The 15872-nt window shown below is 71.8% G+C and carries 14 protein-coding genes; 9 read left to right on the forward strand and 5 right to left on the reverse strand.

Features of this window, described 5'->3' with window-relative positions; all coding sequences use genetic code 11:
- Window positions 1–20: 20 nt before the first annotated feature.
- Together AC1DW8_RS12680 and AC1DW8_RS12685 are read left to right on the forward strand one after the other, a co-directional pair.
- Window positions 21–176, forward strand: a complete 156-nt coding sequence (locus tag AC1DW8_RS12680; protein WP_020142601.1) for a hypothetical protein — start codon at window positions 21–23, stop codon at window positions 174–176.
- Window positions 173–1243 (forward strand): GNAT family N-acetyltransferase, encoded by a 1071-nt coding sequence (locus AC1DW8_RS12685; protein ID WP_478094400.1) that lies wholly within the window; start codon window positions 173–175, stop codon window positions 1241–1243. The genes AC1DW8_RS12680 and AC1DW8_RS12685 overlap by 4 nt, the downstream gene beginning before the upstream one ends.
- Before the next feature lie 76 nt (window positions 1244–1319).
- On the opposite strand, the gene AC1DW8_RS12690 is transcribed toward AC1DW8_RS12685, so the two are convergent.
- Complete coding sequence (locus AC1DW8_RS12690) at window positions 1320–3023, reverse strand: formate--tetrahydrofolate ligase (RefSeq protein ID WP_478094402.1); 1704 nt, start codon at window positions 3021–3023, stop codon at window positions 1320–1322.
- Window positions 3024–3139: 116 nt separating this feature from the next.
- On the reverse strand, window positions 3140–3733 hold the full coding sequence (locus AC1DW8_RS12695; protein WP_478094404.1) for a TIGR03086 family metal-binding protein: 594 nt from the start codon (window positions 3731–3733) through the stop codon (window positions 3140–3142).
- An 83-nt stretch (window positions 3734–3816) separates the two neighbouring features.
- Between AC1DW8_RS12695 and AC1DW8_RS12700 the strand changes: the two genes are divergently transcribed.
- The 4 genes from AC1DW8_RS12700 (at window position 3817) to rpsT (ending at window position 8380) form a co-directional block, all read left to right on the forward strand.
- Entirely contained in the window at window positions 3817–4491 is a 675-nt protein-coding gene (locus tag AC1DW8_RS12700) for a TetR family transcriptional regulator (protein ID WP_478094406.1), read from the forward strand.
- Window positions 4492–4622: 131 nt separating this feature from the next.
- Window positions 4623–6863: an ATP-dependent DNA helicase gene (locus tag AC1DW8_RS12705; protein ID WP_478094409.1), complete on the forward strand. Its 2241-nt coding sequence runs from the start codon at window positions 4623–4625 to the stop codon at window positions 6861–6863.
- A 70-nt stretch (window positions 6864–6933) separates the two neighbouring features.
- Complete coding sequence (gene holA, locus AC1DW8_RS12710) at window positions 6934–7893, forward strand: DNA polymerase III subunit delta (protein WP_442297423.1); 960 nt, start codon at window positions 6934–6936, stop codon at window positions 7891–7893.
- A gap of 226 nt (window positions 7894–8119) precedes the next feature.
- Entirely contained in the window at window positions 8120–8380 is a 261-nt protein-coding gene (rpsT, locus tag AC1DW8_RS12715) for a 30S ribosomal protein S20 (protein WP_020142594.1), read from the forward strand.
- Window positions 8381–8440: 60 nt separating this feature from the next.
- On the opposite strand, the gene AC1DW8_RS12720 is transcribed toward rpsT, so the two are convergent.
- Entirely contained in the window at window positions 8441–8986 is a 546-nt protein-coding gene (locus tag AC1DW8_RS12720; protein ID WP_056780361.1) for a type II toxin-antitoxin system PemK/MazF family toxin, read from the reverse strand.
- A 125-nt stretch (window positions 8987–9111) separates the two neighbouring features.
- Between AC1DW8_RS12720 and AC1DW8_RS12725 the strand changes: the two genes are divergently transcribed.
- Window positions 9112–10350: an MFS transporter gene (locus AC1DW8_RS12725; RefSeq protein WP_478094413.1), complete on the forward strand. Its 1239-nt coding sequence runs from the start codon at window positions 9112–9114 to the stop codon at window positions 10348–10350.
- Window positions 10351–10445: 95 nt separating this feature from the next.
- Here the strand turns inward: AC1DW8_RS12725 and AC1DW8_RS12730 are convergent, their stop codons facing one another.
- Window positions 10446–11579 (reverse strand): M48 family metallopeptidase, encoded by a 1134-nt coding sequence (locus AC1DW8_RS12730; RefSeq protein WP_478094415.1) that lies wholly within the window; start codon window positions 11577–11579, stop codon window positions 10446–10448.
- A 199-nt stretch (window positions 11580–11778) separates the two neighbouring features.
- Here AC1DW8_RS12730 and lepA point away from each other — a divergent pair, with 199 nt between their 5' ends.
- A complete protein-coding gene (lepA, locus tag AC1DW8_RS12735) occupies window positions 11779–13623 on the forward strand; it encodes a translation elongation factor 4 (RefSeq protein ID WP_056780165.1) in 1845 nt (614 codons plus the stop codon).
- Between the two features lie 62 nt (window positions 13624–13685).
- On the opposite strand, the gene AC1DW8_RS12740 is transcribed toward lepA, so the two are convergent.
- Window positions 13686–14516, reverse strand: a complete 831-nt coding sequence (locus tag AC1DW8_RS12740; RefSeq protein WP_056824885.1) for a tyrosine-protein phosphatase — start codon at window positions 14514–14516, stop codon at window positions 13686–13688.
- Between the two features lie 96 nt (window positions 14517–14612).
- On the opposite strand from AC1DW8_RS12740, the gene AC1DW8_RS12745 reads away from it, so the two are divergent.
- Window positions 14613–15863 carry an MFS transporter gene (locus AC1DW8_RS12745; protein ID WP_478094418.1) on the forward strand — a complete coding sequence of 417 codons (1251 nt, stop codon included), beginning with the start codon at window positions 14613–14615 and terminating at the stop codon, window positions 15861–15863.
- The last annotated feature ends 9 nt before the right edge of the window (window positions 15864–15872 follow it).

Consider the following 15872-nt stretch of genomic DNA (forward strand, 5'->3'; position numbering starts at 1 on the left):
TGTCGGGGAGGATGAGGAGCATGGCCCTCGAGATCCCGTGCCCCTACTGCGGCACCCAGATGTATGCCGAGCAGGCGCACAACCGCTGCCCGAAGTGCCTCTACATCGAGCCCTGCTGCGACGGCGCGCCTCTGGCCGCCTGCGAGACGCGCGCGCCCGAGCGACAGGCGCCGTGACCGCTGCTGCCGACGACGGGGGAGCTTGGCTGACGACCGAGCGGCTCGTCCTGCGCCGTCCGCGGGCCGACGACCTCGACGACTACGTCCGCCTCCACAGCGACCCGCGCACGTATGCCCACTCGCCCTCGAGCATGCCGAGCCCCGAGCGGTGCCGTGAGCGTCTCGCGGACGACGTCGCCGACTGGGAGCGGGACGAGCTGGGGTATGCCGCCGTCGTCGACCGCGCGACCGGCGAGGTCATCGGGTGGGCAGGCTTGCGGCACAAGGACTCCGACGCCTCGAGCCTCAACCTCTACTACCGACTCGCGCACGACCGCCTGGGTGCAGGTCTCGGGCGGGAGATCTCGCGCGCGGTCGTCGCGTGGGGCGTCGAGCACCGCCCGGACGCGCTCGTGACGGCGATGGTCGACGCCGTCAATGCGGCGTCGATGCGCACGGCGGTGTCGGCGGGACTCGTCCAGGTCGGCACCCGGCGGATGAAGGGCGAGCCGGACAGCGAGCCGATGCCCTACTTCGAGGCGCCGAAGGTCGCGTCCGTGCCTCGAGAGGCGGTCGGCGCCGAGTTCCGGGAGGCCGTCGTGGACCTCTGGGTGCGCGTCAACGACGCCGGTGGCTCCGTCGGCTTCCTGCCCGGCGCGACCCGGCACGACGTGGCGGCCGCGCTCGACGGGCACCTCGACGACGTCCGGGCGCGGCGCTCGCTGCTCTGTGTGCTCAGGGAGCCCGGCGGTTCCTTGCTCGGCATCGGCTTCTGGGAGCACTCGAGAGGCTTCCCCTACGACCACGTCGCCGGGCTGAAGCGGCTCATGGTCGACCCGGCCGCCCAGGGGCGCAACCTCGGCCGCATCCTCCTCGGCGGCATGGTCGGCATCGCCCGACGCGAGCTGCCGTGGGTCGAGCTGCTGCGCCTCGACTACCGCGACGGCCTCGGTCTGGGGGAGTTCTACGAGCGGTCGGGCTGGACCGAGGTGGGCCGGGTGCCACGCGGGCTCCGCCTCACCGCCACCGACTACCGCGACGACGTCGCGATGGCCCGTCGCGTCGACGGCCTGCCCCTGGACTGACCGGTGACGAGCTCGGCCGAGCTCCGACGAGACGGTGCCGTGGCGGTCTGAGCGGTCGTGAGGAGGCCTACCGGGGTCAGGACAGGCCGGTGACGGAACCGTTCTCGTCGATGTCGATGCGTTCGGCGTTGGGGGAGGTCGGCAGGCCCGGCATGGTCCGCATGTCTCCGCAGATCGCGTAGACGTAGCCCGCCCCGACCGCCGCCCGGACCTCGCGCACCGGCATCCGCCAGCCGCGTGGGGCTCCGCGCAGCGAGGGGTCGGACGAGATCGACAGGTGCGTCTTGGCGATGACCACGGGCAGGCCGCCGTAGCCGAGCCGTTCGTAGTCCTTGAGCGCCTTGGCCGCCGCCGGGCTGACGTCGATCCCGTCGGCGCCGTAGATCTGTGTGGCGATGGCCTCGATCTTCTGCTCGAGCGGCAGGTCGAGGGGATAGAGGAACTCGAAGCTCGTCGGCTCGTGCGCGGCCTCGATGACGACCTGGGCGAGCTCCAGCGCTCCCGCCCCGCCCTCGGCGACGTGACGGGTCACCGCTGAGCGGACCCCGAGGCTGTTGCAGAAGCGGCGGATGACGGCGTGCTCGGAGTCGTGGTCGTCGGGGAACGCGTTGATCGCGATGACGGGCTGCACGCCGAAGCGACGCACGATCTCGACGTGCTTGCGAAGGTTGGCCAACCCGGCCTCGACGTCCTTGGGACTCTCCTTGAGCAGGCCCGCGGGCAGGGGCTTTCCGGCCTTGACGGCATACCTCCCCGAATGGGTCTTGAGCGCGCGGACCGTCGCCACGATCACGGCGACGTCGGGCCTGAGCCCGCTGACCCGGCACTTGACGTCGAAGAAGCGCTCGGCTCCCATGTCGGCCCCGAAGCCGGCCTCGGTGATGGCGTAGTCGCTGCCGCGCATGGCGATGAGGTCGGCCGTGACGGACGACGTGCCCGTCGCGATGTTGCCGAACGGCCCGCAGTGGATGATGGCCGGCCCGCCCTCGAGCGTCTGGAGCAGGTTGGGCTTGAGGGCGTCCGCGAGGATCGCCGTCATCGCTCCGGCGGCGTGCAGGTCCTCGGCGCTGACGCCCTTCCCCTCGGTCGTGTAGCCGACGACGATCCGGCCGAGGCGCTCGCGCAGGTCGCGCAGCGAGGTCGCGAGGGTGAGCAGCACCATGACCTCGCTCGCGGCCGTGATGTCGAACCCCGTCTCGCGGGCCACGCCGTCCTGACGTGCACCGAGCCCGATGACGACGTTGCGCAGGGCCCGGTCGTTGACGTCGAGCACCCGGCGCCACGTGATGTTGCGGACGTCGAGGCCGAGCGCGTTGCCGTGGTGCAGGTGGTTGTCGATCATCGCGGCGAGCAGGTTGTGGGCCGACGTGACGGCGTGGAAGTCACCCGTCAGGTGCAGGTTGAGCCGCTCCATGGGGACGACCTGGCTGTAGCCGCCGCCGGCCGCACCGCCCTTGATCCCGAACGTCGGACCCATCGAGGGCTGGCGCAGCGCGACGACGGCACGCTTGTCGAGCCGCTGCAGCGCCTGGGCGAGCCCGACGGAGGTCGTCGTCTTGCCCTCGCCGAGCGGCGTCGGCGTGATCGCGGTGACGACGACGTACTTCGCGTCGGGCTGGTGGGTTGGCTCGTCGAGGACGGCGAGGTCGATCTTCGCGACGTCACGCCCCCACGGCTCGAGGTGGTCGGACGTGACGCCGAGGTCGGTGGCGACGTCGGCGAGCGGACGCAGGGTCGCCGCGTTCGCGATGTCGAGGTCGGTGGGCAGGGGTGCGCTCATACCTCGATACAACCCCCGGACCTGCCTCGGCACAACGAGATCGGCGCAGTCGGTGGCGTGACGTCCGTCCCAGGCCGGCACGTCCGGGCGGACGGTCGGAGACGGACGGGTGCGGCTCAGCGCGTCGGGGACCAGCTGGGGTCTCGTCCGAGGTAGCGCAGCAGCCGGTCGACGGCATCACCCTGGACGCCGGGCAGTGCTGCGGCATAGGCGAATCCGCGCAGGGGCTCGACGATCTCGATAGCCACGGCGTTCAGCTGCGCGGCGAGCCCGGCGTCCATGGGGGACGGCTGGCCGGTCGCGACCGCGATGTCCCAGGCGTGCACCGCTGCGTCCAGCGCCGCCGCGCCCACGGCGACCGGAGCGACCAGCCGTGCCTGCGGGAGCGGCACGGCGACCGCGGGGTCGTCCGCGCCGACGCGCGAGAAGGCAAGGCGGGATGCCGTGAGCGGCGGGTCGAGCAGCTCGAGCGCGCTCGTCTCCAGCGTGCCCGTGGGGGAGAAGGGGTCGTATGCCGGGAAGTCGCCCTCGCCGAGCATCGCGGCGTAGGCCTGCTGGTCGCCGGCTGCGTGCTGGAGCACCTGCGCCACGGTCCAGTCGGAGCACGGCGTGGGGCCGTCCCACTCGTCGGTGCGCACCGCGGTCACGGTGTCGCGCAGGGCCGCGTGCGCCGCGTCGAGGATCGTCCAGGCGGTCTGCGTCGTGTCCATCGGGGTGCCTCTCTATCGGAATGGTTCGTTCCGTATAGACATTAACGGAATGGTGCGTTCCGTTCAAGTGGTACGGTCGGTCCATGCCGAGCCGCACGCCAGGGGAGCCCGACGCCGACGCCGCACGGGACCGCCCGCGACGCGGTCGCCAGGCGGAGGCGGCGCGCAACGACGCTGCGATCGTCGAGGCGGCGCGGGAGGTGCTGCTGCGCGACCCCGAGGCCTCGATGGCCGCGGTCGCGCAGGCGGCCGGAGTCGGTGTCGGTGGTCTCTACCGTCGCTATGCCGGCCGGGACGAGCTGCTGCAGCGGGTGTGCGGCGACGGGCTACGCCGTTTCGTCGAGCTGGCCGAGCGGGCGCTCGCCGACGACCGTGACGCGTGGTCAGCCTTCGAGGCCTTCCTCGCCGACGTGGTCGAGGCCGACGTCCACGCCCTGACCGTCCGGCTGGCCGGCACGTTCCGGTCGACGGTCGAGCTGCGCGACCTCGCCGTCCGCGGCGGCGACCTCGTCGACACTCTCGTGCAGCGGGCGCAGGCCACCGGTCGCCTGCGCCGCGACGTCGAGGCAGCTGACGTCCCCATGCTGCTCGAGCAGCTGACCGCCGTACGCGTCGACGACCCCGAGCGGACCGTCGCCCTCCGGCGCCGCTACCTCGGCCTGCAGCTCGACGCCTTGTGCACGCCAGAGCCCTCGATCCTCGACGCCACCGCGCCGACGGGCACCGAGCTCGGCGAACGCTGGGCACGGAGTCACTGAGCCTCCGAGCCTCCGAGCCCCGAGCCTCCGAGCCTCCGCGCCACAGCCCCTGCGCGCGGACCGGACCGCGGGTCACGCGACGCGGGGGACGGGTGGCACGGCGAGTCGGCCCTGCGGCATACGCTGATCCAATGCCTCAGCGACCCGCGCTCGACGACCTCCTCCACGCAGCGGTGTCGGGGGTCGGCGGTGCCGAGCGCCCCGGGCAGGTCGAGATGGCCAAGGCCGTCGCTCACGCCATCGACGGCGGCGAGCACCTGCTCGTGCAGGCCGGGACCGGCACCGGCAAGTCGCTCGCCTACCTCGTGCCCGCCGTCGCGCACGCCTTCGAGGCGGGCAAGCCGGCAGTCGTCGCGACCGCGACCCTGGCGCTGCAGGCACAGATCGTCGACCGCGACATGCCGCGGGTCGCCGATGCGCTCGCGCCCGTGCTCGGGCGACGACCGACCTACGCCCTCGTCAAGGGGCGGCGCAACTACGTGTGCCTCAACAAGCTCGAGGGTGGCTTCCCCGACGACGAGGACGGACTGCTGTCGGTCGGGCAGGTCGACGCCGCCGTCGGCCGTCTCGGCCAGGAGGTCGTCCGGCTGCGCGAGTGGGCGAGCACGACCGACTCCGGTGACCGCGACGAGCTCGTGCCCGGCGTCTCGGAGCGCGCGTGGCGGCAGGTCTCGGTGTCGGCGCACGAGTGCATGGGTGGCAAGTGCCCGCTCGTCGCCGAGTGCTTCGTCGAGCGCGCCCGCGAGGCCGCCAAGGACGTCGACGTCATCGTCACCAACCACTCCTTCATGGCCATCGACTCCTTCGAGGGCCGGCAGATGCTGCCCGAGCACGACGTGCTCGTCGTCGACGAGGCCCACGAGCTCGTCGACCGCGTCACGGCGACGATCACCGACGAGCTGACCGGCACCATGGTCATGACGGCTGCGAAGAAGGCCGGTCGCATGTCCGAGAACACCGCCGCCATGGACGAGGCGGGGGAGATGCTCGCCCAGGCGCTCGAGCCGCTCGAGGAGGGGCGGATGCTCGGCATCCCCGACTCCGTCGGCCTCGCGCTCGCCCGGGTGCGTGACACGGCCCGCACCGTCCAGAGCGACCTCAAGCCACCGCCCGGCCAGGAGGCCGACGGCGCCCGCCAGGTGGCCCGTGCCGCCGTGGACGAGATCCACGAGAACGCCGAGCGGATCCTCGAGGAGCGCGAGCTCGACGTCGTCTGGCTCAATCGCGACCAGCGCCGCGGGCCGGTCCTGCGCGTCGCGCCGATGAGCGTCGCGATGCTCGTGCGCGACAAGGTCTTCGAGGCGCGCACCGTCGTCCTCACGTCCGCGACGCTCGAGCTCGGCGGCACGTTCGACGCGGTGGCCGGCACGATCGGGCTGCGCGGCGAGGGCGCTCCCACGTGGCAGGGCCTCGACGTCGGTAGCCCCTTCGACTACCCGAAGCAGGCCATCGCCTACGTCGCCGCCCACCTGCCGCCGCCCGGCCGTGACGGCGCCGGCGACGACACGCTGGACGAGATCGAGGAGCTCGTGCGTGCTGCCGGAGGCCGCACCCTCGGTCTCTTCTCGTCGATGCGGGCGGCCCAGACGGCCGCCGAGGTCATGCGCGCGCGGTTCGGCGACGACATCCCGGTCCTCTGCCAGGGCGAGGACCAGATCACGACCCTCGTGCGCCAGTTCGCGCGCGACCCTCGCACCTGTCTCTTCGGCACGCTCACCCTGTGGCAGGGCGTCGACGTGCCGGGCTCGTCGTGCCAGCTCGTCATCATCGACCGCATCCCGTTCCCGCGACCCGACGACCCGCTCGCCTCCGCCCGGTCGCAGGCGATCGCGCGGATGGGCGGCAACGGCTTCATGGCCGTCTCGGCGACCCACGCCGCGCTGCGCCTGGCCCAGGGCGCCGGACGTCTCGTGCGCCGTGCCGACGACCGCGGCGTCGTGGCCTTCCTCGACTCCCGGATGATGACGGCGAGGTATGCCGGCTTCCTCCAGCGTTCGCTGCCCCCCTTCTACCCGACGACCGACAGGAAGATGGTGCTCTCCGCGCTGGCCCGGCTCGACGCCATGGCGCCGCCGCCCGTCGCCGTCGAGGAGCCGGCCCTGCGGTCGCTCACCGGGGCCCGGTCCGACGCCGACGGCACGGAGCACCCGAGGCCGGTCGCGGTGGCCCCGCCGGCTCCGGTCTCCTCGCGCAGTGCGGTGACGTCCGGGCACGCGTGGACCGACGAGCAGGACGAGGAGCTGCGCGACGCAGCAGAGACCGGCATGCAGCTCGACGAGCTCGTCGACCACTTCGAGCTGCCCGAGGAGACGATCGCCGCTCGCGTCGAGCAGCTCGGGCTGACCATCGCGTCGGGCGCCCTCTTCGACTGACACGCGTCAGCGGGCTTGCCGGGATCCCGGGCGTCCCGCGGTGTCGCCGTCGCATGGCAGAGTTGCGGCCATGACCGACCCGGCCATCCTTCCCTTCGTGCTCGTGACCGGCCCCGAGGGCGTCCTCGTCGAGCGGGCCGTCGCCGGGGTCCTCGCCGGCGCCAAGGAGGCCGACGTCGAGGTCATCCGCATCGAGGCCGCGACCTACGAGTCCGGCGCCCTCCAGATGCACGCCAGCCCCTCGCTCTTCGGCGGCGCCAAGACGATCGTCGTGCGCGACCTCCATGAGTCGCCCGACGAGCTCCAGCTCGACCTGCTCGCGCTCCTCGCGGCGCCCGACCCCGACGTCGGCCTCGTCGTCGCGCACGGGGGAGGGATGAAGGGCAAGAAGGTCCTCGACACGATGAAGAAGGCCGGGGCCCGCGTCATCGAGTGCCCGGCCATCAAGACCGACCGGGACAAGACCGACTTCGTCATGAAGGAGTTCTCGGCGGCCCGGCGCAAGATCACGAGCGAGGGCGTGCGGGCCCTCATCGAGGCCGTGGGCAAGGACGTCCGCGAGCTCGCCGCGGCCTGCTCCCAGCTCGTCTCCGACACCGAGGGCACGATCGACGACGCCGTCGTCGACACCTACCACGGGGGCAAGGTCGAGGCCACGGGCTTCCGGGTCGCCGACGCGACGATCGCCGGGCACTCCGGGGAGGCGCTGCGCCTGCTCCGACACGCCATCGCCACCGGGGTCGACCCGGTCCCGATCGTCGCCGTCATCGCCTCGCAGCTGCGTCAGCTCATCAAGGTCGGCGCGGCCGGCCGGGGCAGCTCGGCCCAGCTCGCCAAGAGCCTCGGCATGGCCCCGTGGCAGATCGACAAGGCCCGCCGCGCCGTCGGCCACTGGACCGCGGACGGGCTCGCCGTCGCCGTGCAGGCGGTGGCAGCCGCGGACTTCGAGGTCAAGGGCGGCGGCCGCGACCCCGTGTACGCCGTCGAGCGGGCGATCCTGACCATCTCCCGGGCGCGAGCGGCCCGCTGAGGTCGAGCTCACCGGACGACCGCGCGGACAGCGCCGGACGGCATACCTCCGGTTTGGTCGAGCGCCCCGCCCGCTGGTAACTTTGACCCTTGCGTGCGCGCTCAGGTCGTGCGCGCATGCATGCACCATCCAGAGCCGCTCACGCAGGGTGTCCCCACGCCCGGTCCCGAGCAGCTTTGCCGCCCTCTAACGGCAACCATCCGACCGAACGAAAGAAACCATCAACGTGGCAAACATCAAGTCGCAGCTCAAGCGCATCAAGACGAACGCGACGCGCACCGAGCGCAACAAGGCCGTCAAGAGCGAGCTTCGCACGTGGGTCCGCAAGGTCCGCGAGGCCACGGCCTCCGGCGACAAGGACGCTGCTGCCGAGGCCCTCAAGACCGCCTCGAAGAAGCTCGACAAGGCTGTCAGCAAGGGTGTCATCCACCAGAACCAGGCTGCCAACAAGAAGTCGGCGCTGGCGAAGAAGGTCGCGTCGCTCTGACGCACCACCCTCTCGTCTGAACGGGCCCGTCACCTCGTGGTGACGGGCCCGATCTGCGTCTCAGCCGTGGTGGGCGCGCGCAGCGGCCACCACCTCGTCGTAGCGGTCGCGGGGGAGCACGGCACCCTCGCGGCGCACGCCGTCGGGATCGACCCGGACGAGCCGGTTGACCCGGACCTCGCTCGGGCGCCCTCGGCCGTCCCACGCGCCGGTGCCGACGTCGACCCACTCGCGGCCCGAGCGCCGTTCCTGCTGCTCGTCGCGGTCGTGGTCCTTGCTCGTCAGGGGCAGTGCGACGAGCCAGTCGCCCTCGCGCCCGATGACGAGCACCGGCCGGTCCTTGCCCTGCCTGTGGTCCTCCTCGTAGGGCACCCAGGTCCAGACGATCTCGCCGGGATCGGGGCGGCCGTCCGGTCGCGGCGCATACGTGGTGTCCGGCAAGGTCGTCGCGTCGCCGGGGTAGGGCCTCGCGGTGGCGGACGGAGTCGAGGTGGCAGCCGGACGCTGCGGCGCGCTGGGCGCGGACGAACGGGTGCGCGTCGTTGAGGGCGAGGCTCGCACGAGGCCGCGCAGGCGACCGACCAGGCGTTCGAAGGTGCTGGGCATGGGAATCACCGTAGCCGCGGCACCGTTACCGTTGGGGTCCGAGACCGGGTCGACGGCGATCCGCACCACTCATGCCCGCCGCCACCATCGTGGATGCCGACGAACGACCGAACCCGGAGAGCCCTGTGAGTCCCGCAGCACGCCGCACGACCCTCGCCATCCTCGCCATCGCCGTCGGTGGGTTCGCCATCGGCACGACGGAGTTCGTGACGATGGGCCTGCTGCCGCAGATCGCCGACGGGACGGGGGTCGGCATCGCCACCGCCGGGCACTACGTCTCCGCCTACGCCCTCGGCGTCGTGGTCGGTGCGCCGCTCATCGCCATCGCGTTCGCCAAGGCACCGCGCAAGGGTCTGCTCATGGGGCTCATGGCCTTCTTCGCCGTCGCGCACCTCGCCGTCCTCGCGGCGAACACGTACCCGACCGTCATGGCTGCCCGCTTCCTCGCGGGTATGCCGCACGGTGCCTTCTTCGGCATCGGCTCGGTCGTCGCCGCGTCCCTCGTGTCGCACCGGCGCCGCACGGCGGCCGTAGCCGCCATCCTCGGTGGCCTCGGTGTCGCCAACGTCGTCGGCGTGCCGCTCGCGACCCTGCTCGGGCAGCGCTTCTCGTGGCACCTGCCCTACGTCCTCGTCGGCGTCATCGCCGCCCTGACCGTCGCGGCCATCGCGGTCTTCCTGCCGCACCAGCCGCCGAGCGGTGAGGAGTCGATGCGGGCCGAGATGCAGGCGCTGCGCCGGCCCCAGGTCTGGCTCGCGCTCCTCATCGGCGTCGTCGGCTTCGGCGGCATGTTCGCGATGTACTCCTTCATCACCCCGACCATGACCGAGCTCGCCGGGCTCGACGAGCGCTACATCGCGTGGGTCCTCGCGGCCTACGGCGTCGGCATGGTCGTCGGCATGGTGCTCAGCGGCCGGGTCGCCAACCGGGTCGGCGTGCTCAAGGGGATCATCGGGGCGCTCGCGGCCATCGCCGTGCTCCTCGCCCTCTTCGGGTGGGCCGCCCAGATCCTCTGGCTCGCGGTCGTCATGGTCTTCGTCCTGGGTCTGCTGCCCTCGATCGTCGTGCCGCTGCTCCAGACGCGCCTCATGGACGTCGCGCACGAGGGGCAGTCGCTCGCGGCCGCGCTCAACCACTCGACGCTCAACACCGCGAACGCCCTCGGCGCCTGGCTCGGCTCGATCGTGCTCGCGGCGGGCTGGGGCTACGGCGCGCCGAGCCTCGTCGGTGCCGGTCTCGCCGTGCTCGGTGTCGGCGTGGCGGTGCTGTCAGCGGTGCTCGAGCGCCGCGCGAGTGCTGCTGCCACCGGCTCCGGGCGTCAGGTCGAGCACGCTGCCGCCGTCTCGGCCACGACGAACGCCTGACGGCGGGACGGGGCGCTCACTCGACTGGGACGGTGCGCTCACTCGACTGGGGCGAAGCGCCCAGCTCGACTGCGGCGGGGCGCTCGCCCGACGGGTCAGGGGCGCCAGCGGTCGTCACGGACCGGCTCCGGCTGGCCGGTCGGGTCGCGACGAGGTTCCGGGGCCGCGTCCGCGCCCTCAGTCACCACGGCGGGCACGGCATACGGCACGGCGCTGGACAGGGCCCCCGACGCGGTGTTGGCCACGGCGTCGACGGGGACGCGATCGGCAACCTGCCGGGTGGACAGCACCTCGGGCTGCGGCGTCGGCGAGAAGCCGACCATGGCGGGCAGGGCGTAGGCGCCGGGCGCCGCGGGAGTGCCCCACAGCCACGGCTCCCTCGGGCGCCAGAGCAGCCGCCCCGGACGGCGTCGGTCGCGCAGGGCGTGCATGCGCCACAGCAGCACCGGGTGGCTCGCAGCGGCGTTGGTCACCCACACGAAGAAGCCGGGCTCGGTGACGGCGCGGTCGGCCATCGCGTCGACGTCGACCGACCGGCCGAGGTACTTGCCTCCGGCGAGCGTCGCCATCGCCGACCGGGCACCCTGCGGTGCGAGAGCGTGGCCGTAGTTGTCCGCGGTGTACTCCTGGGCCCGGCTCAGCGTCGACCCGACGAGCGGGATCCACTGGGAGGCGAACGTGCCGAGGATGCGCCAGTAGCTGACGTGACCCGCGGCGATGTGCCCGACCTCGTGGGCGATGACGAACCGGAGCGCGTCGGGCTCGCGTGCTGCTCCACCGACCTCGAGGAGGTCGCTGTTGACGAACACGAACCGTCGGAAGCCGTGGCCGGACGCCGCCGCGTTGATGACACCGTTGCCGAGCACGACGTACGCGTCGGGTACGTAGGAGAGGCCAGAGCGGCTCGCGGCGTCGACGAGCATCGCGTACGCCTCGGGGAACTGCTCGGGGGTCAGCTTGATGCCGGTGAGCCGCTGCTGCGCCCACAGCTGCCCGCGCGCGAACCAGACGAGCAGCGGGGCGAACACGAGCGCCAGCGCGTAGACGTCCGGCGTGCGCTGCTCGTCGATGGCGGCCGACACCTCTGCGAAGGCGGCCAGGAGCAGGAGCAGCGAGGCGATGATCGCGACGACGAGCGTCAGGATCTCCCGCGGGTGCCGCACGTGACGGCGCAGCGGCACGTGCGACCCGGGGGCCACGGGCAGGACCTGCATGGGTTGGGCGCGCATGGCCGCCATTGTGCGTCACGTCTCGGGTCGGTGGTCGGCGCGGGCCACGAGGGCGTGAGCGGCAGATCCCCAAAGCATGGGAGACTGTGGGGGCTGCGGGGGCACTCCGAGCGGCTCGATTGACTCGAGCGCCGCCCGCCCACCGACCAGCACCATCCCCGTCACCCTGACTCTGCGAGGTTCGTCCCACGTGTCGCCCATGGCCCGATCCGCGTTGGCACCCAACGCAACGCCGCCGGACCTGATCCGCAACTTCTGCATCATCGCGCACATCGACCACGGCAAGTCCACGCTGGCCGACCGCATGCTGCAGCTGACCGGCGTCGTCGACGCGCGCGCGATGCGCGCGCAGTACCTCGACCGGATGGACATCGAGCGCGAGCGCGGCATCACGATCAAGAGTCAGGCCGTGCGCATGCCGTGGGAGCTCGACGGCACGACGTACGCCCTCAACATGATCGACACCCCGGGGCACGTCGACTTCACCTACGAGGTGTCACGGTCGCTGGCCGCCTGCGAGGGTGCGGTGCTCCTCGTGGACGCCGCCCAGGGCATCGAGGCACAGACCCTCGCGAACCTCTACCTCGCGATGGAGAACGACCTCTCGATCATCCCGGTCCTCAACAAGATCGACCTGCCGGCGGCCCAGCCAGAGAAGTACGCCGAGGAGCTGGCCAAGCTCATCGGCTGTGAGCCCGAGGACTGCCTCAGGGTCTCGGGCAAGACCGGCGAGGGCGTCGAGCCACTCCTCGACAAGATCGTCCGCACGCTTCCTGCCCCCGTCGGCGACCCCGACGCCCCGGCGCGCGCCATGATCTTCGACTCGGTCTACGACACCTACCGCGGTGTCGTGACCTACGTCCGCGTCGTCGACGGCAACCTCAGCCCGCGCGAGAAGATCGTCATGATGTCGACCCGGGCGACCCACGAGCTGCTCGAGATCGGCGTCATCAGCCCCGAGCCGGTGCCCGGCAAGGGTCTCGGCGTCGGCGAGGTCGGCTACCTCATCACCGGCGTCAAGGACGTGCGACAGTCGCGCGTCGGCGACACGGTGACCAACGCGAGCAAGCCGGCCTCCAAGGACCTCGGCGGCTACCGCGACCCGAAGCCGATGGTCTTCTCCGGCCTCTATCCCATCGACGGCTCGGACTATCCCGACCTGCGCGACGCCCTCGACAAGCTGAAGCTCAACGACGCCGCGCTCGTCTACGAGCCCGAGACGTCCGCGGCTCTCGGGTTCGGCTTCCGCGTCGGCTTCCTCGGGCTGCTGCACCTCGAGATCGTCCGCGAGCGGCTCGAGCGCGAGTTCGACCTCGACCTCATCTCGACCCAGCCCAACGTCGTCTACGACGTCACGATGGACGACGGCAAGGCCGTGCACGTGACCAACCCGAGCGAGTACCCCGACGGCAAGATCCGCGAGGTGAGCGAGCCGGTCGTGCGCGCCACGATCCTCGCGCCGTCGGAGTTCGTCGGCGCGATCATGGAGCTGTGCCAGCAGAAGCGCGGCAACCTGCGCGGCATGGACTACCTCTCCGAGGACCGCGTCGAGATGCGCTACACGCTGCCGCTCGCCGAGATCGTCTTCGACTTCTTCGACCAGCTGAAGTCGCGCACCCGCGGCTACGCCTCGCTCGACTACGAGCCCGACGGCGAGCAGGTCGCCGACCTCGTCAAGGTCGAGATCCTGCTCCAGGGCGAGACCGTCGACGCCTTCTCGGCCATCGTCCACAAGGACAAGGCCTACGCGTACGGCGTCATGATGGCGAGCAAGCTCAAGGACCTCATTCCCCGCCAGCAGTTCGAGGTCCCGATCCAGGCCGCCATCGGCTCGCGGATCATCGCCCGCGAGAACATCCGCGCCATCCGCAAGGACGTGCTCGCCAAGTGCTACGGCGGCGACATCAGCCGCAAGCGCAAGCTCCTCGAGAAGCAGAAGGAGGGCAAGAAGCGCATGAAGATGGTCGGACGGGTCGAGGTGCCGCAGGAGGCCTTCGTCGCTGCGCTGTCGAGCGACGGCGACAAGGGCGACAAGAAGAAGTAGCCACAGCCGCAGCCTCTGTGGTGCCGTCGGGCTGTCGCCCCAACGCCATGGGCCGTGGCGGCTCAGGCCTCGAGGAGCTTGCGGCGCAGGCGCTCCGTGTCGGCCGCCGTCCAGCCCTGGGAGTCGAGCCAGCCCAGCGGGCCGCCGTAGCGCTCGTCGAGCGTGGCGAGCAGCAGGCGCATCGTGTCGGTGGTCGGCGACTGCTGCGCCACCGTCTTGTCCTTGAGGTTCGCGGCGTACGCCTCCTTGGCGCGCAGCCGGTCCATGATCGCGGCGACGCGCTCGGCCGACGCCGCGTAGTCGGCCACGACGAGGTCGTCGGGCACGCCCACGACCTTGAGCGCGAGTCCCACGACCGTGCCGGTGCGGTCCTTGCCGGCGGCGCAGTGCACGATGGCCGCGCCCTGGCTGGAGGCGATGGCATGCAGCGCCGCGACCACCGAGTCGGGGCGGCTCGCGAGGTAGCTGAGGTAGTGCTCCGACCAGAACTGGTCGTGGCTCGGGCGGTGGCCGCCGTTGCGCTCGGCGGCGTCGGCCGCCGCGGCGTCGCGGCGCTCGTCGGTCTCCCAGGGGAGAGCGCGCTCCGCGGCCGGGATGCCCGACTCGGTCGTGTCCTCGCGGTAGAGCGTGTGGTGGTGGTGTCGTATGCCGTCCAGCGCGCGGAGCGGGCCGTCGCCCTCCTTGGCGACCTCGACGTCGGTGCGCAGGTCCACGACGTCACTGACGCCGTAGCGGTTGACGAGGGCGTCGACGGAGCCGGGGGTGAGGTCCTGGAGGTTGTCGGAGCGCAGCAGCCGGCGTGGTCGGACGGTGTCGCCACCGGCTGTCACCATGCCTCCCAGGTCACGCATGTTGACGACGCCGTCGAGCTCGATCCAGTTGGGGCTGTACACCCCAGCACCATATGCGACGGTCGATAACGACTTGCACCGATGTGCCCACCGCCAGATATCTTGACGTCGAGAGAAATGTGGGACGAGGAGAGTGTCATGACGTCGACGACGACCCAACCGCTGACCCGGCGGGGCATCCCGGTGGACCGCGACCTGCGCATCCTCGCGCTGGGGTCGTTCGCCAACCGGTTCGGCGCCGGCGCCGTCCTCACGACGAGCGCCCTCTACTTCACCCGCCAGGTCGGCTTCAGCGCCACCGAGGTGGCGCTCGCGATGTCGGTGTCGGCGGTGGTCGGCATCGTCGTCCAGGTGCCGGCCGGGCACCTCGGCGACACGCGCGGCCCGCGCCGGGTGCTCACGGCGTTCATGGTCGGCGCGGCCGTCTTCAGCGCGCCGCCGGTCCTGGCCACGACCCCGTGGATGCTGGCGCTCCTGCTCGGCGTCCTCGCGTTCTTCGAACGGGGTGCGGGCGCGGTCAACCAGGGCGTCATCGCCCAGCTCGCCACCGGTGGTCGGGGAGTGCTCTTCAAGGCCTACCTCCGGGCCGTCACGAACACGGCGCTCGGCCTAGGGTCGGTCTTCGGTGGTGCGGCGCTCATCATCGACGAGCGGTGGGCCTACGTCACCGTCTTCGTCCTCAACGCCGTCTTCACGGCGTTCGCCGCCTGGAACTCGACGCGGCTGCCCGACATCGCCCCGCACGCGCGTGCCGTCGGCGAGCCGCGGCTCGCGGTCATCCGCGACTGGCCCTACGTCGTCATCACCGTCATCACCGGGCTCTTCTCCCTCCACTTCTTCGTCATGGAGCTCAGCCTCGCGCTCTACGTCTCGGCCCACACGGCCGCGCCCACGGTCATGGTGGCCGTCCTGCTTGTCATCAACACCGCAGCCGTCGCGCTCTTCCAGGTCCGGCTGTCACGTCGCGCCGACTCCGTCGTGGCCGGCGCCCGGGCGCTCGTGCGTGGGGCGTGGTGGATCGCCGGAGGCTTCGCGATCGTCGCCCTCGCCGACAGGGGGTCGACGTGGCTCGCCGTCGCCGCCCTGGTCGCCGGCTCCCTCGTGCACGTCGTCGGCGAGATGATCGGCTCGGGTGGGCAGTGGGGACTGCAGATGGGCCTCGCGCCGCACGAGCGGCAGGGTCAGTACCAAGGCTTCGCCGGCCTCGGGTTCAGCGTCCTCGCGGTCGTTGCTCCGCCGGTCGTCACCTACCTCTGTGTCGACCTCGGCGAGACCGGCTGGCTGGTCCTCGCGGCCTTCATGGTCGTCATCGCGCTCGTGTCGGTGCCCGCGGCCCGCTGGGCGCTGGCCTCCCGGGGCCGCTACGGCGTCACGACGCACTCGGGCTGAGCGCGGCCT

Source organism: Terrabacter sp. P2_E3, assembly GCF_056403915.1.

Excerpts from the sequence above, each read along its gene's own strand:
- AC1DW8_RS12730 (WP_478094415.1), bottom strand. The coding sequence starts at position 11,579 with ATGCGCGCCCAACCCATGCAGGTCCTGCCCGTGGCCCCCGGGTCGCAC.
- AC1DW8_RS12690 (WP_478094402.1), bottom strand. The coding sequence starts at position 3,023 with ATGAGCGCACCCCTGCCCACCGACCTCGACATCGCGAACGCGGCGACC.
- AC1DW8_RS12680 (WP_020142601.1), top strand. The coding sequence starts at position 21 with ATGGCCCTCGAGATCCCGTGCCCCTACTGCGGCACCCAGATGTATGCC.
- holA (WP_442297423.1), top strand. The coding sequence starts at position 6,934 with ATGACCGACCCGGCCATCCTTCCCTTCGTGCTCGTGACCGGCCCCGAG.
- AC1DW8_RS12700 (WP_478094406.1), top strand. The coding sequence starts at position 3,817 with ATGCCGAGCCGCACGCCAGGGGAGCCCGACGCCGACGCCGCACGGGAC.
- AC1DW8_RS12720 (WP_056780361.1), bottom strand. The coding sequence starts at position 8,986 with ATGCCCAGCACCTTCGAACGCCTGGTCGGTCGCCTGCGCGGCCTCGTG.
- AC1DW8_RS12705 (WP_478094409.1), top strand. The coding sequence starts at position 4,623 with ATGCCTCAGCGACCCGCGCTCGACGACCTCCTCCACGCAGCGGTGTCG.
- lepA (WP_056780165.1), top strand. The coding sequence starts at position 11,779 with ATGGCCCGATCCGCGTTGGCACCCAACGCAACGCCGCCGGACCTGATC.
- AC1DW8_RS12745 (WP_478094418.1), top strand. The coding sequence starts at position 14,613 with ATGACGTCGACGACGACCCAACCGCTGACCCGGCGGGGCATCCCGGTG.
- AC1DW8_RS12695 (WP_478094404.1), bottom strand. The coding sequence starts at position 3,733 with ATGGACACGACGCAGACCGCCTGGACGATCCTCGACGCGGCGCACGCG.